Here is a 12,513-nt window from a genome sequence, read left to right on the forward strand (position 1 = left end):
CCTCGACTCGGGACGGGCAAGAAAGCACAACGGCCCCGTGCGGGGCCGTGTGTTCAAGGCAGAAGGACTATTTGATGAGGCCCGCTTCCTTGTAGTAGCGCTCGGCGCCCGGGTGCAGGGGAACCGGCATGCCCTTGATGGCATTGGCGGGGTTGATGGCCTTGGCCGCGTTGTGCGCGGCGTGCAGCTTGTCCAGGTTGGCGTAGAGCTGTTTGGCCATCTGGTAGGCCAGTTCATCGGACACGCCCGAATGCGTGACGAGGAAGTTCGGGATCGCCGCCGTGGGCACATCGGCCGCCTGGCCGCCGTAGGTGTTGGCCGGGATGGTGGCCGGCTGATAGGCCGGATCGCCGACCTTCGCGACAACCTCGGCGGGGATCGGCACCACCACGATCTTCACCGCCGTGGCCAGGTCGCGGATGGAGGCCACCCCCAAGCCGGCGGACTGCAGCGTGGCGTCGAGCTGGCGGTTCTTGATGAGCTCGACCGATTCGCCGAACGGCAGGTACTCCACCTTGCCCAGGTCCTGGTAGCTCAGGCCCGCGGCCTTGAAGATGGCGCGGGCGTTGAGTTCGGTGCCCGAGCGCGCGGCGCCCACGGACACACGCTTGCCCTTCAGGTCGGCCAGGGTCTTGATGCCCGAGTCCGCGCTGGCCACGATCTGGATGTAGTTGTTGTAGGTGGCCGAGAGGCCACGCAGCTTGTCGAGCTTCTTCGGGAAGCCGGCCTCGGCGTTGCCGTTCCAGGCGTCGGACACCGCGTCGGCCAGGGAGAAGGCCAGTTCACCGCGGCCGGCCTGCAGCAGGTTGAGGTTTTCGGCCGACGCCTTGGTCACCTGCGCGGTGGCACGCGCGTTCGGAATGTTCTGCCCGTACACCTGCGCCAGCGCCACGCCGAGCGGGTAGTACACGCCGGCCTGGCCACCGGTCAGCACGTTGACGAACTGCTGTTGCGCCAGGGCGGCGCCACTGGCGGCGAGTGCGGCGGCCAGGCTGATGCCCAGGCCGATGTGGCGGATCAGACGCATGTGATGTCTCCTGATGTTGTGGTGGGTGAGGGATGGGCGACCTTAACCCAGGGTTCGGCCCCCGCGCTTCGCGGGAAACGCGTAGGCGGCCCCGGGTTTTCCCCAGGCCGTACCACCCCCAATTCGGGGCGCGCGCCCGTGGCCCACAATGGCGCCCACTGTGGGCACGCGATTTGCGAGCCGCGGTCCTTACCGTTCCTCTGGAGTGAATCGCATGACACAACGCCGTCTCTTCAACCTGGCGTCTTTGGCTGCCGGTCTGGTTTTTGCCGCCGGCCCGGCGCTGTCCCAGGGTTTTCCCAGCAAGCCCGTCACGCTGCAGGTGCCGTTCGCGCCCGGCGGCACCACCGACATCATCGCCCGCGTCATGTCCGAACCGCTGGGCAAGGCACTGGGTCAGAACGTGATCGTGCTCAACCGCGCCGGCGGCGGTGGTGTGGTGGGGGCGCAGGAACTGGCGCGCGCCACGCCCGACGGCCACTACATCGGCGTGGCCACGGTGTCGACCACGGCGGCCAACCCCGCGATCAACCCCAAGATCCCGTACGACACGCTCAACGACTTCACACCCATCATGAACATCGCGGCCACGCCCAACGTGATCGCGGTGCACCCCAGCTTCCCGGCCAAGGACTTCAAGGCCTTTCTCGAAGAGGTGAAAAAGAACCCCGGCAAGTACAGCTACGCCAGCTCGGGCACGGGCGGCATCGGCCACCTGCAGACCGAGCTGTTCAAGAGCCTGACGGGCACCTTCATCACGCACATTCCCTACCGCGGCGCGGGCCCGGCCCTCAACGACACCATCGGCGGCCAGGTGCCGATCATTTTTGACAACCTGCCCTCGGCGCTGCCGCACATCCTGGGCGGGCGCCTGATCGCGCTGGCGGTGGCGGCGCCGCAGCGCGTGGCGGCCCTGCCCAACGTGCCCACCTTCAAGGAAATGGGCCTGGAGCCGGTGAACCGCATGGCCTACTACGGCCTCATCGGTCCCAAGGGCCTGCCGGCCGACGTGGTGAACAAGATCCACGCCGCCGCCGCCGAGGCGCTGAAGGACCCGGCGGTGCGCAAGCGCATCGAGGACACCGGCTCGCTGGTGGTGGGCAACTCGCCGAGCGAGTTCGCGGCGCAGATCAAGGCCGAGTTCGAGGTCTACAAGCAGGTGGTGGCCAAGCAGAAGCTGCGGCTCGACTGATTCGGCGGATGGCCCCCAGCAAGAAGGCCGACGAGCACCCCACGCTGTCGGCCTTCATCGACAGCCTCTGGCTCGAAGAGGGCTTGTCGCGCAACACCCTGGATGCCTACCGCCGCGACCTGGCGCTCTTCGACGCCTGGCTGCGCGGCCAGGGCAAGGCCTTGCCCGAGGCGCTGGAAGCAGACATCCACGGCTACTTCGCCGAGCGCCACGCGCAGACGCGGGCCAGCACCGCGAACCGCCGCCTCACGGTGTTCCGCCGCTACTACCGCTGGGCCCTGCGCGAGCGTTTCATCACCGCCGACCCGACCCTGCGGCTGGCGCCGGCGCGCCAGCCGCTGCGTGTGCCCAAAACCTTGAGCGAAGCCCAGGTGGAAGCCCTGCTGGCCGCGCCGGACGACGACACCCCGCTGGGCCTGCGTGACCGCAGCATGCTGGAGCTGATGTACGCCAGCGGGCTGCGCGTGAGCGAACTGGTCACTCTCAAGACCTGGCATCTGGGCCTGGCCGAGCAGGTGCTGCGCATCACCGGCAAGGGCAACAAGGAGCGGCTGGTGCCTTTCGGCCAGGTGGCGGGCGACTGGCTGCAGCGCTACCTCACCGAAGGCCGGCCGGCGATCCTGGGCGGCCTGGCGAGCGAGGACCTGTTCGTCACCTCGCGCGGCGCGCGTGCCGGCTCGGCCATGACGCGCGTGATGTTCTGGCAGCTGGTCAAGCGCTACGCGCGCGAGGCCGGCATCACCGCGCCGCTGTCGCCGCACACCCTGCGCCACGCCTTCGCCACCCACCTGCTCAACCACGGTGCCGACCTGCGCGCCGTGCAGATGCTGCTGGGCCACGCGGACATTTCCACCACCACCATTTACACCCATGTGGCGCGCGAGCGGCTCAAGACGGTGGTGGCGCAGCACCACCCGCGCGGCTGAGGGCCGTCAGAGCGGCTTGAGGACCAGGCCGATCACCAGTCCCGTCTCGGTCACGGTGATGGGGCCTGGCTGCAGGCCCATGGCCTCCACTGCCTTCAGGTCCTGCGGCTGCAGCTGGTGCAGCACCACTTCGCGCAGCGACTGCTCGGCCAGCGCGGGAGCGTAGGCGTTGAGCATGTCCACCACCTCGGGCCGCAGCGTGGGAAAGCGCAGGCGGCTCAGGTGCAGCTGCTGCGCGCGCAGCGTGCGGTCGCTGGCCTCGTAGCGCAGGGCGAAGTCGACGTCGAAACCGCCCTGGTGCGCGCGGTGGAGGGCCGGGCCGCTGGCCTGTACCGCCATCTCGGCGAGCAGTCGGTTGCGTTGGGGCAGCAGGCGCAGGCGGGGCGTCTGCAGGTCCAGGTTCAGCACGCCGGGCACCGGGTAGCGCAGCGGGAAGCGCTGCGCCAGCGCCTGCTGCATCTGCTCGGTGGAGACGGCGTACCCGGGAGGCTTGTCCTGGTCTGTGTCGGCGTCCGCCGCGCGGGCCGGTGCCGTGGCGCCGAGCGCGGCGGGCAGGCCGGGGAGGGACAGGAGCAGGGTTCGGCGTTGCATGGGCCGTTGGAGGCCCACCCGCCGCGAGGGTTCAGCCGCCCAGCGTGAAGTACACCGTGGCGCCCCGGCCCACCTCGCCCTGGGCCCAGATCTCGCCGCCGTGGCGCTGCACGATGCGCTGCGCGATGCTCAGCCCCAGGCCCGAGCCGCCGTAGTGCTGCTCGTCGTGCAGGCGGAAGAAGGCGCCGAAGAGCTTGTCGGCGTGGACCATATCGAAGCCGCATCCGTTGTCGCGCACGAAGTACACCACCCGCCCGTCCTCCTCCTGCCGGCCGATCTCGATGAGGCCCTGGTCCCGCCCGCGCGTGAACTTCCAGGCGTTGCGCATGAGGTTGTCGATCACGCTGCGGATCAGGGCGTGGTCGGCCTGCACGCGCAGGCCCTCGGCCACCTCGACGCGCATCTCGCGCCCGGGTTCGGCCTCGCGCAGGGCGCGCTCCACCTCGCGCGCCTGCGCGCCCAGGTCCACCTCGGCGCGGTACAGCGGCGCGCGCGACAGCTTGGACAGGCTCAGCAGCGCATCGATGAGTTCGCCCATGCGGTGCGCCGCGTGCGACATGCGATCGAGCATGCGGCGGCCGTCCTCGCCCAGCGCGGCGCCGTGGGTTTCGGCCAGGATCTGTCCCAGGCCCGAAATGGCGCGGATCGGTGAGCGCAGGTCGTGCGCGGCGGTGTGGCTGAAGGCTTCCAGCTCGCGCACGTGCTGGCGCAACTCGGCGGTGCGCTCCAGCACGCGGTCTTCGAGTTCTTCGTTGACGCGCTGCATCGCCAGGCGGGCCTGTTCGCGCTCCGTGACGTCCTGCACCACGCCGCGAACCCGGCCGTCCGGATCGGCCACGGTGTCGAGTTGCAGCCAGCGGTGGCCGCCGTCCATGGCCCGCGCGCGCAGGGTGTGGCGCCGCGGCCCGGGCTGCGCCCAGTCGTCCCCCAGGCGCTCGCGCTCGGCCTCGTCCAGCCGCTCCAACAGGGCCGACAGCGGGTGCTCCCCGGCCGGGTCCAGTCCCAGCCGCTCGGCCGGCGGCCCGCTCAGGCGCAGGCGGTCGGCCGCGGGCAGGCAGTCGATCAGCCCCATGGCCGCGGCGTCCAGCGACTGGCGCAGCAACGCCTGGCTCTCGCTCAGCGCCGATTGCATCGCGTGGCGCTCCAGGGCCATCTGCACGGTGGCGTGCAGCTCGCGTTCGGAGAAGGGCTTGATGAGATAGCCGTAGGGCCGCGTGCGGCGCGCGCGCTCCAGCGTGGTGTCTTCCGAGTACGCGGTGAGGTAGATGATGGGCAGATCGAAGTCGCGGTTGAGCGCGCGGGCCAGCTCGATGCCGTCCATGTCGCCCTTGATGTGGATGTCCATGAGCACCAGGTCGGGCCGCTCGCGCGAGACCAGCGCCAGGCCCTCGGCGCCCGATTCGGCCAGGCCGGTGATGCGGTAGCCCATGTGCTGCAGCCGCTGCTGCAGGTTGAAGGCGACGATGCCTTCGTCTTCCACGATCAGGATCTTCGATGCACTCGCCGCTGCCGTCATGCCTCCGCCTCCAGGTCGAAGCGCAGCGTGAACCGCGTGGGGTTCGCGCGCTGGATGTCCAAGCTGCCGTTGAGCTGTCGCGTGAGCAGCTGCACAAGCTGCAGCCCCAGCGTGGTGGTCTGTTCGAGGTCGAGCGTGCCGGGGATGGCGTGGCCGTCGTTGCTGACGGACAGCTCGATCGTGCGCTCGCCATGCTGCTGCACGGACACCGTGATCTGCCCACCGCGCCCTTGCGTGAAGCCGTGCTTGAGCGCGTTGCTCACCAGCTCGTTGATGACCAGGCCGCAGGGGATGGCCTCGTTGATGGGCAGCTTGACCTCGTGCGCGTCGATGGCGATGGACACCAGGCCCGCCACCGAGCGGTAGGACTCGGTCAGGCTGGGCAGCAGCTCGTCGAGGAAGCGCTGGAAATCGACGCGCGCGAAGTTGCGCGACTGGTACAGCGTCTGGTGGATCAGCGACATCGAGCGGATGCGGTTCTGGCTGTCGCGCAGCACCTCCACCACCTCGTGGTCGGCCAGCTTGAGGGCCTGCAGGTCGAGCAGGCTGTGGATCACCTGCAGGTTGTTCTTCACGCGGTGGTGCACCTCGCGCAGCAGCAGGTCCTTCTGCGTGAGCGCGTCCTGGATGCGCTTTTCGGCCTGTTTGCGTTCCGACAGGTCCAGGATCACCGACAGGATCATGGGCCCCTCGTCGGTTTCCACCGGGTTGATGCCGATTTCCACCGGGAACTCGCTGCCGTCCTTGCGCAGGCCGCTCAGGTCGCGGCCCAGGCCCATGGGGCGCGCACTGGTCTCGGCCAGGAAGCCCTGGCGGTAGTGCGGGTGCGCGGCGCGAAAGCGCTGGGGGATGAGGGCCTCGACGGGTTGGCCGATGAGCTCGCTGGCTTCGTAGCCGAACGTGGTCTCGGCGAGCTGGTTGAGGCGTGTGATCTGGCCGCGCTGGTTCACCACGATCATGGCCACAGGCATGCGGTGGAACGCCTGGCCCAGGTAGTCGTCGAGTTCGATTCGGTTGCCGGGCATGCCAAACGTTCCTCCTCGGTGCATGTTATGTCACCAAACGTATCGGCTCAAGCGGGGCAGAGATTGAGCCCGTCGTGACCCCGCTCATTGCGCAAGGCGTCACGGCGCCGGGCTGTCCCACAAAGGGTTAACCCTTGTCCTTGGATCGGTGGCGCAGCGGGCGATGCCCCGGTGTGGGCGCCGGCCCGGTGGGGCTCAGTCTTCCAGCACGCGCACCTTCACGCCCTTGCCTTTGATGCGGCCGGCGTTCAGCCGGCTGGCCGCCTGCTGCGCGATCCCGCGCTCCACCGCGACATAGGTGGACCAGTCGTTGACGTTGATCTTGCCGACCTGTTCGCGCGTGTAGCCCAGGTCGGCCGTGAGCGCGCCCAGCACGTCGCCGGGGCGGATCTTTTCCTTGCGGCCGCCCTGGATATGCAAGGTGGCCATGGCCGGCAGCAGCGGGCCCTGGCCGGTGGGCACCAGCTCGCTCACGGGAGACCAGTTCGATGCCTGGCCTTGCAGCTGCTCGATGCGGCCCACGCTGCCCATTTCGTCCAGGCTGGCCAGGTTCAGCGCCAGGCCGCTTTCGCCCGCCCGGCCGGTGCGGCCGATGCGGTGGATGTGCACCTCGGGATCGGGCGTCACGTCCACGTTGATGACGGCGGCCAGGCTGGCGATGTCCAGGCCGCGCGCGGCCACGTCGGTGGCCACCAGCACCCGGCAGCTGCCGTTGGCGAAGCGCACCAGCACCTGGTCGCGTTCGCGCTGCTCCAGCTCCCCGAACAGCGCCAGCGCACCGATGCCCTGGGCCCGCAGCACGGCCACCAGGTCGCGGCACTGCGCCTTGGTGTTGCAGAAGGCCAGCGCGCTGGCGGGGCGGAAGTGGGCAAGCAGGCGGCCCACCGTGTCCAGGCGCTGGGTCTCGCTCACTTCGTACCAGCGCTGCTCGATCTGCGCGCCCGCGTGCTGGGCCTCCACCTTCACGGTGACGGGCTCGCGCATGAAGCGCGCGCTGAGCTGGGCGATGCCTTCGGGGTAGGTGGCGGAGAACAGCAGGGTCTGGCGCGCCGCGGGGCACTGCCTGGCGACAGTGGCGATGTCGTCGAAAAAGCCCATGTCGAGCATGCGGTCGGCCTCGTCGAGCACCAGGGTGTTGAGCGCGTCCAGCCGCAGGCTGCCGCGCCCCAGGTGGTCCATGACCCGGCCCGGCGTGCCCACCACGATGTGCGCGCCGTGCTCCAGCGAGGCCAACTGCCCGCGCAGCGGCACGCCGCCGCAGAGCACCACCACCTTCACGTTGTCCGCCGCGCGCGCGAGGCGGCGGACTTCGGTGCTCACTTGGTCGGCCAGCTCGCGCGTGGGACACAGCACCAGCGCCTGCACGGCGAAGCGGCGCGGGTTCAGGTTGGCCAGCAGCGCCAGGGCGAAGGCGGCGGTCTTGCCGCTGCCGGTCTTGGCCTGGGCGATGAGGTCCTTGCCCAGCAGGGCCGGCGGCAGGGCGGCGGCCTGGATCGGCGTCATGGCCGTGTAGCCCAGCTGCTCGAGGTTGGCCAGGGTGGCGGGGGACAGGGGGAGGGCGCTGAACGCGGTCGGGGAAGCGGAAGTCATCCCCGGATTGTCCGGGTTCGCCCCGTTCAGGGTCCGAGCAGGGCGTCCAGCTCGGCCTGGGTGAAGCCCGCCGCCCGTCGGGCGGTGTCGTTGAACGGCGGCCTCAGCCGCGGCGCGGCGTGCTCGCGCGCCAGCACGCGGTAGTGCGCCACCGGCTCCAGCCCGCGCTGCGCGCACAGCCAGGCGTACCAGCGGTTGCCCACGGCCACGTGGCCGATTTCGTCGCGCAGGATGGTGTCCAGGATCTCGACCGCGCGCTGCGCTTCCTGCTTGACCTCGCGCGCCGTCACCTGGCGCAGGCGCGACTGGATCAGCGGCGTGGCGTCCAGGCCGCGCGCCTCCAGGGTGCGCGGCACCAGGGCCATGCGCGCCAGCGGGTCGTGCTGGGTCTTCACGCACATCTCCCACAGGCCGTTGTGGGCGGGGAAGTCGCCGTAGTCGTGGCCCAGTGCCTGCAGCAACTCGCGCAGCAGGCCGAAGTGCGTGGCCTCTTCGTGCGCCACCTGCAGCCACTGGCGGTAGAAGTCCAGCGGCAGGCCGGGGAAGCGCCACAGCGCGTCCAGCGCCAGGTCGATGGCGTTGAACTCGATGTGCGCGATGGCGTGCAGCAGGGCCGCCAGGCCGTCGCGCGTGAAGGGCGAGCGCTGGGCCACGGCCTGCGGCGGCACGAGTTCGGGGCGCGCCGGGCGGCCGGGCAGGGTGGCGCTGGCCAAGGGGGCGATGGGCGCCTGCGCGGCCCAGGCCGCCCCGTCCTGCGCGCCCAGGGCGCGCCAGCGCGCCCACAGCGCCTGCGCCGCCGCCGCCTTGGCCGTGGGATCGGCCGTGCACAGGGCCTCCAGGGCCTGCTCGCGCAGGCTGGCGGGCGTCTTGGCGGGTACGGTGAGGGGCATCCCTACAATTCTAGGTTTCGACACCCGAGCACCCGAGGAGACCGCCGCATGGCTTTGTACGAACTCGATGGCGTGGCGCCGACGATGGCCGATTCGGCCTGGGTCGCGGACAGCGCGCAAGTCATGGGCAACGTGCACCTGCACGAAGACAGCAGCGTCTGGTTCGGCGCGGTGCTGCGCGGCGACACCGAGACCATCACCGTCGGCCAGGGCAGCAATGTGCAGGACGGCACGGTGATGCACGCCGACTACGGCTTCCCGCTGGTGGTGGGCGAGCGCGTGACCATCGGCCACCAGGTGATGCTGCACGGCTGCACCATCGGCGACGAGTCGCTGATCGGCATCGGCGCCACCGTGCTCAATGGCGCGAGGATCGGCAAGAACTGCCTGGTGGGCGCGCGCGCCCTGGTGACCGAGGGCAAGGAATTCCCCGACGGCTCCATGATCCTGGGCAGCCCCGCCAAGGTGGTGCGCCAGCTCACGCCCGAGCAGATCGAGGGCCTGCGCCGCAGCGCGGCCCACTACATCGAGAACGCCCAGCGCTACCGCAAGGGCTTGAAAAAGACCGGCTGAGCGCCACCTGTGCCGCTTTGGTCGAAGGAACCCCGTGTCCGAGCTCCACAAATTCGTGTTTGAAGGCCTGCCGGTGCGCGGCATGCTGGTGCGCATCACCGACGCCTGGCAGGAGATCCTGCAGCGCCGCGCGCAGGCCGGCGGCTACCCCGCGGCCGTGACCGAGCTGCTCGGCGAGATGACGGCCGCGGCCACGCTGATGCAGGCCAACATCAAATTCAACGGCGCCCTGGTCATGCAGATCCATGGCGACGGCCCGGTGAAGCTGGCCGTGGCCGAGGTGCAGCCCGACCTGAGCCTGCGCGCCACCGCGACGGTGGCCGGCGAGGTGGCGGACGACGCGCCCCTGTCGCACATGGTCAACGCCACCAACCAGGGCCGTTGCGCGATCACGCTCGACCCGAAGGACCGCCAGCCCGGCCAGCAGCCCTACCAGGGGGTGGTGCCGCTGTTCGGTGACCGCCGCGAGAAGCTGGAAAAGCTCAGCGAGGTGATCGAGCACTACATGCTGCAGAGCGAGCAACTCGACACCAAGCTGGTGCTGGCGGCGAACGACAAGATGGCCGCCGGCCTGCTGATCCAGCGCCTGCCGCTGCAGGGCGAGGCCAACCTGGCCGGCCAGTCGCAGCAGCGCGACGAGGACCAGATCGGCCGCAACGAGGACTACCAGCGCATCGCGATCCTGGCCAGCAGCCTCAAGCGCGAAGAGCTGCTGGGGCTCGATGCCGACACCATCCTGCACCGCCTGTTCTGGGAAGAGAACCTGCGCCGCTTCGACCCGCTGCTGGCCGGCGCGGGACCCCGCTTCGCCTGCACCTGCTCGCGCGAGCGCGTGGGCGGCATGCTGCGTTCGCTCGGGCGCGAGGAGATCGAGTCCATCCTGGAAGAGCAGGGGCAGGTGGAGGTCAACTGCGATTTCTGCGGCGCGCAATACACCTTCGATCCGGTGGATGCGGCGCAGGTGTTCCTGCAGCCGCTGGCGCAGCCGCCCGGGACCGATCGGCCGCAGTGATCCTCAGCCGCCGCCGCGGCGCGCGAGCAGGGCGCTGAACAGCCGGTGCTCGCAGTCGGGGTCGCTGCAGGCCTCGCAGGCCCAGCGGCCCGAACCGTCGCGCAGCAGGGGGTCGTCGGGCAGCAGCTCGCGGCCCAGGGCGGCCCCCACGGCGCGCAGCGCGGCCTGCAGGCGCCGCGCGCCGTGGCCATAAACCGTCTGGAAGCCGATGCCCGCGCCTTGCAGCTCGCGGCGCAACAGGGTGTCGGTGGCCTCGCGCACGGCGGGGCTGTCGCTGAACCGGCCGCCGGGTTCCCAGGGCAGATCCAGGCCCATCAGCAGCGTCAGGCCGATGCGGCGCTGCGCGGCCAGGGCTTCGGGCCAGAGTCCGCGGTCATTGAAACGAAGCTCGTTGTGGGCCGCCGCCATCAGCGCGGTGGCGTCGGCGATCACGACCCCGGCGATGCCCCGCGCGTCCAGGGCCTCGCGCAATTGGCGCGCCAGCGTGCGCTTGCCGGTGAGCGGCCCGCCGAGCAGTGCCACCGTGAGCATGGGACGGCCAGGGAAGGGCGCCGATCCGCGGCGGATCAGCGCGCGATCTGCACGAAAACCTCGTTGGGCTTGACCATGCCGAGGTCTTGGCGCGCCAACTCCTCGACCATCTCCAGCCCTTCCTGGAGGTCGCGCAGCTCGCTGGCGATCTGCGCGTTGCGCTGCCGCGCCAGCTCGTTCGCCTCCAGCTGGGCGGCCAGGTCGCGGCGCAGCTGCGCCACCTGCGGCACGCTGCCCCGGCCGAACCAGAGCTGCGCGTGCAGCACCAGCAGCAGCGCGACCAGCAGGCCGGGGATCAGGCGGTTGGCCATCGGGGGCGTGGCGGTCAGCGCAGGTTGTAGAAGGCGGCGCGGCCGGGGTACACGGCCACTTCGCCGAGGTCTTCCTCGATGCGCAGCAGCTGGTTGTACTTGGCCATGCGGTCCGAGCGCGAGAGCGAGCCGGTCTTGATCTGGCCGGCGTTGGTGCCCACGGCGATGTCGGCGATGGTGTTGTCCTCGGTCTCGCCGCTGCGGTGGCTGATCACGGCGGTGTAGCCCGCGCGCTTGGCCATCTCGATGGCGGCGAAGGTTTCGGTCAGCGTGCCGATCTGGTTGATCTTGATGAGGATCGAGTTGGCGATGTCCTTGTCGATGCCTTCCTTCAAGATCTTGGTGTTGGTGACGAAGAGGTCGTCGCCCACCAGCTGCACCTGCTGGCCCAGGCGCTCGGTGAGGACCTTCCAGCCGTCCCAGTCGCCCTCGGCCATGCCGTCCTCGATGCTGACGATGGGGTACTTGTCGCACCAGGTGGCCAGCATATGGGTCCACTCCTCGGCGCTGAGCTTCAGGCCCTCGCCGTCGAGCGCGTACTGGCCATCCTTGTAGAACTCGCTCGCGGCGCAGTCCAGGCCCAGCGCGATCTGGTCGCCCGGGGTGTAGCCGGCGGCCGAAATGGCGTCCATCAGCAGTTGCAGCGCGGCCTCGTGGCTCTCGACGTTCGGCGCGAAGCCGCCTTCGTCGCCCACCGCCACGCTCATGCCCTTGTCGTGCAGGATCTTCTTGAGCGCGTGGAACACCTCGGCGCCCCAGCGCAGGGCCTCGCGGAAGTTCGGCGCGCCCACGGGGATGATCATCAGCTCCTGCAGGTCGAGGTTGTTGTTGGCGTGGGCGCCGCCGTTGATGACGTTCATCATGGGCACGGGCATCTGCACCGCGCTCATGCCGCCGAAGTAGCGGTACAGCGGCAGGCCGGCTTCCTCGGCGGCGGCGCGGGCCACGGCCATGGAGACGGCCAGCATGGCGTTGGCGCCCAGGCGGCTCTTGTTCTCGGTGCCATCGAGGTCGATCAGGGTCTTGTCCAGGAAGGCCTGCTCGGAGGCGTCCAGGCCCAGCACGGCCTCGCTGATCTCGGTGTTGATGTGCTCCACCGCCTTGAGCACGCCCTTGCCCAGGTAGCGGCTCTTGTCGCCGTCGCGCAGCTCGATGGCCTCGCGCGAGCCGGTGGACGCGCCCGAGGGCACGGCCGCGCGGCCCATGACGCCGCTCTCCAGCAGCACGTCGCACTCGACGGTGGGGTTGCCGCGGCTGTCCAGCACTTCGCGGCCGACGATGTCAACGATGGCACTCATGAATCAAGGGTCCTCAGGTTCGGAAAGTCAA

The 12,513-nt window shown here is 70.0% G+C and carries 13 protein-coding genes; 4 read left to right on the top strand and 9 right to left on the bottom strand.

Annotation, left to right across the window (positions count from 1 at the left end; genetic code table 11):
- Positions 1 to 67 precede the first annotated feature (67 nt).
- A complete protein-coding gene (locus DY262_RS00185; protein ID WP_116957009.1) occupies positions 68 to 1,027 on the bottom strand; it encodes a TAXI family TRAP transporter solute-binding subunit in 960 nt (319 codons plus the stop codon).
- 214 nt (positions 1,028 to 1,241) lie between these two features.
- Between DY262_RS00185 and DY262_RS00190 the strand changes: the two genes are divergently transcribed.
- A complete protein-coding gene (locus DY262_RS00190; protein WP_116957010.1) occupies positions 1,242 to 2,219 on the top strand; it encodes a tripartite tricarboxylate transporter substrate binding protein BugE in 978 nt (325 codons plus the stop codon).
- A gap of 8 nt (positions 2,220 to 2,227) precedes the next feature.
- Positions 2,228 to 3,145 carry a site-specific tyrosine recombinase XerD gene (xerD, locus tag DY262_RS00195; RefSeq protein WP_116957011.1) on the top strand — a complete coding sequence of 306 codons (918 nt, stop codon included), beginning with the start codon at positions 2,228 to 2,230 and terminating at the stop codon, positions 3,143 to 3,145.
- A 6-nt stretch (positions 3,146 to 3,151) separates the two neighbouring features.
- On the opposite strand, the gene DY262_RS00200 is transcribed toward xerD, so the two are convergent.
- The 5 genes from DY262_RS00200 to DY262_RS00220 form a co-directional block, all read right to left on the bottom strand.
- Positions 3,152 to 3,736 (bottom strand): DUF1439 domain-containing protein, encoded by a 585-nt coding sequence (locus tag DY262_RS00200; RefSeq protein WP_116957012.1) that lies wholly within the window; start codon positions 3,734 to 3,736, stop codon positions 3,152 to 3,154.
- Between the two features lie 31 nt (positions 3,737 to 3,767).
- Positions 3,768 to 5,252 carry a sensor histidine kinase gene (locus DY262_RS00205; protein ID WP_116957013.1) on the bottom strand — a complete coding sequence of 495 codons (1,485 nt, stop codon included), beginning with the start codon at positions 5,250 to 5,252 and terminating at the stop codon, positions 3,768 to 3,770.
- Positions 5,249 to 6,277: a sensor histidine kinase gene (locus DY262_RS00210; RefSeq protein WP_245980753.1), complete on the bottom strand. Its 1,029-nt coding sequence runs from the start codon at positions 6,275 to 6,277 to the stop codon at positions 5,249 to 5,251. The genes DY262_RS00205 and DY262_RS00210 overlap by 4 nt, the downstream gene beginning before the upstream one ends.
- A 195-nt stretch (positions 6,278 to 6,472) precedes the next feature.
- Entirely contained in the window at positions 6,473 to 7,867 is a 1,395-nt protein-coding gene (gene dbpA, locus DY262_RS00215) for an ATP-dependent RNA helicase DbpA (protein ID WP_116957015.1), read from the bottom strand.
- Positions 7,868 to 7,893: 26 nt separating this feature from the next.
- Positions 7,894 to 8,757, bottom strand: coding sequence for a ferritin-like domain-containing protein (locus DY262_RS00220; protein WP_116957016.1), 864 nt, complete (start codon positions 8,755 to 8,757; stop codon positions 7,894 to 7,896).
- Between the two features lie 48 nt (positions 8,758 to 8,805).
- On the opposite strand from DY262_RS00220, the gene DY262_RS00225 reads away from it, so the two are divergent.
- Complete coding sequence (locus tag DY262_RS00225) at positions 8,806 to 9,330, top strand: gamma carbonic anhydrase family protein (protein ID WP_116957017.1); 525 nt, start codon at positions 8,806 to 8,808, stop codon at positions 9,328 to 9,330.
- A 34-nt stretch (positions 9,331 to 9,364) separates the two neighbouring features.
- A complete protein-coding gene (gene hslO, locus DY262_RS00230; protein ID WP_116957018.1) occupies positions 9,365 to 10,342 on the top strand; it encodes an Hsp33 family molecular chaperone HslO in 978 nt (325 codons plus the stop codon).
- A 3-nt stretch (positions 10,343 to 10,345) separates the two neighbouring features.
- Here the strand turns inward: hslO and DY262_RS00235 are convergent, their stop codons facing one another.
- From DY262_RS00235 to eno, 3 genes are read right to left on the bottom strand one after another with little or no spacing between them, the layout of a single operon-like run.
- On the bottom strand, positions 10,346 to 10,873 hold the full coding sequence (locus DY262_RS00235; protein WP_116957019.1) for an ATPase: 528 nt from the start codon (positions 10,871 to 10,873) through the stop codon (positions 10,346 to 10,348).
- A 35-nt stretch (positions 10,874 to 10,908) separates the two neighbouring features.
- A complete protein-coding gene (locus DY262_RS00240) occupies positions 10,909 to 11,184 on the bottom strand; it encodes a septum formation initiator family protein (protein WP_070399922.1) in 276 nt (91 codons plus the stop codon).
- A gap of 14 nt (positions 11,185 to 11,198) precedes the next feature.
- Positions 11,199 to 12,482 carry a phosphopyruvate hydratase gene (gene eno / locus DY262_RS00245; RefSeq protein ID WP_116957020.1) on the bottom strand — a complete coding sequence of 428 codons (1,284 nt, stop codon included), beginning with the start codon at positions 12,480 to 12,482 and terminating at the stop codon, positions 11,199 to 11,201.
- Positions 12,483 to 12,513: the final 31 nt, after the last annotated feature.

This window comes from Hydrogenophaga borbori (assembly GCF_003417535.1).
GTDB classification, from domain to species: domain Bacteria; phylum Pseudomonadota; class Gammaproteobacteria; order Burkholderiales; family Burkholderiaceae_C; genus Hydrogenophaga; species Hydrogenophaga borbori.

Bases quoted from the DNA above. Each gene is read 5' to 3' on its own strand.
- DY262_RS00225 (WP_116957017.1), top strand. From the start codon at position 8,806: ATGGCTTTGTACGAACTCGATGGCGTGGCGCCGACGATGGCCGATTCG.
- DY262_RS00190 (WP_116957010.1), top strand. From the start codon at position 1,242: ATGACACAACGCCGTCTCTTCAACCTGGCGTCTTTGGCTGCCGGTCTG.
- DY262_RS00220 (WP_116957016.1), bottom strand. From the start codon at position 8,757: ATGCCCCTCACCGTACCCGCCAAGACGCCCGCCAGCCTGCGCGAGCAG.
- DY262_RS00235 (WP_116957019.1), bottom strand. From the start codon at position 10,873: ATGCTCACGGTGGCACTGCTCGGCGGGCCGCTCACCGGCAAGCGCACG.
- DY262_RS00185 (WP_116957009.1), bottom strand. From the start codon at position 1,027: ATGCGTCTGATCCGCCACATCGGCCTGGGCATCAGCCTGGCCGCCGCA.
- xerD (WP_116957011.1), top strand. From the start codon at position 2,228: ATGGCCCCCAGCAAGAAGGCCGACGAGCACCCCACGCTGTCGGCCTTC.
- DY262_RS00240 (WP_070399922.1), bottom strand. From the start codon at position 11,184: ATGGCCAACCGCCTGATCCCCGGCCTGCTGGTCGCGCTGCTGCTGGTG.
- dbpA (WP_116957015.1), bottom strand. From the start codon at position 7,867: ATGACTTCCGCTTCCCCGACCGCGTTCAGCGCCCTCCCCCTGTCCCCC.
- DY262_RS00210 (WP_245980753.1), bottom strand. From the start codon at position 6,277: ATGCCCGGCAACCGAATCGAACTCGACGACTACCTGGGCCAGGCGTTC.
- eno (WP_116957020.1), bottom strand. From the start codon at position 12,482: ATGAGTGCCATCGTTGACATCGTCGGCCGCGAAGTGCTGGACAGCCGC.
- DY262_RS00200 (WP_116957012.1), bottom strand. From the start codon at position 3,736: ATGCAACGCCGAACCCTGCTCCTGTCCCTCCCCGGCCTGCCCGCCGCG.
- DY262_RS00205 (WP_116957013.1), bottom strand. From the start codon at position 5,252: ATGACGGCAGCGGCGAGTGCATCGAAGATCCTGATCGTGGAAGACGAA.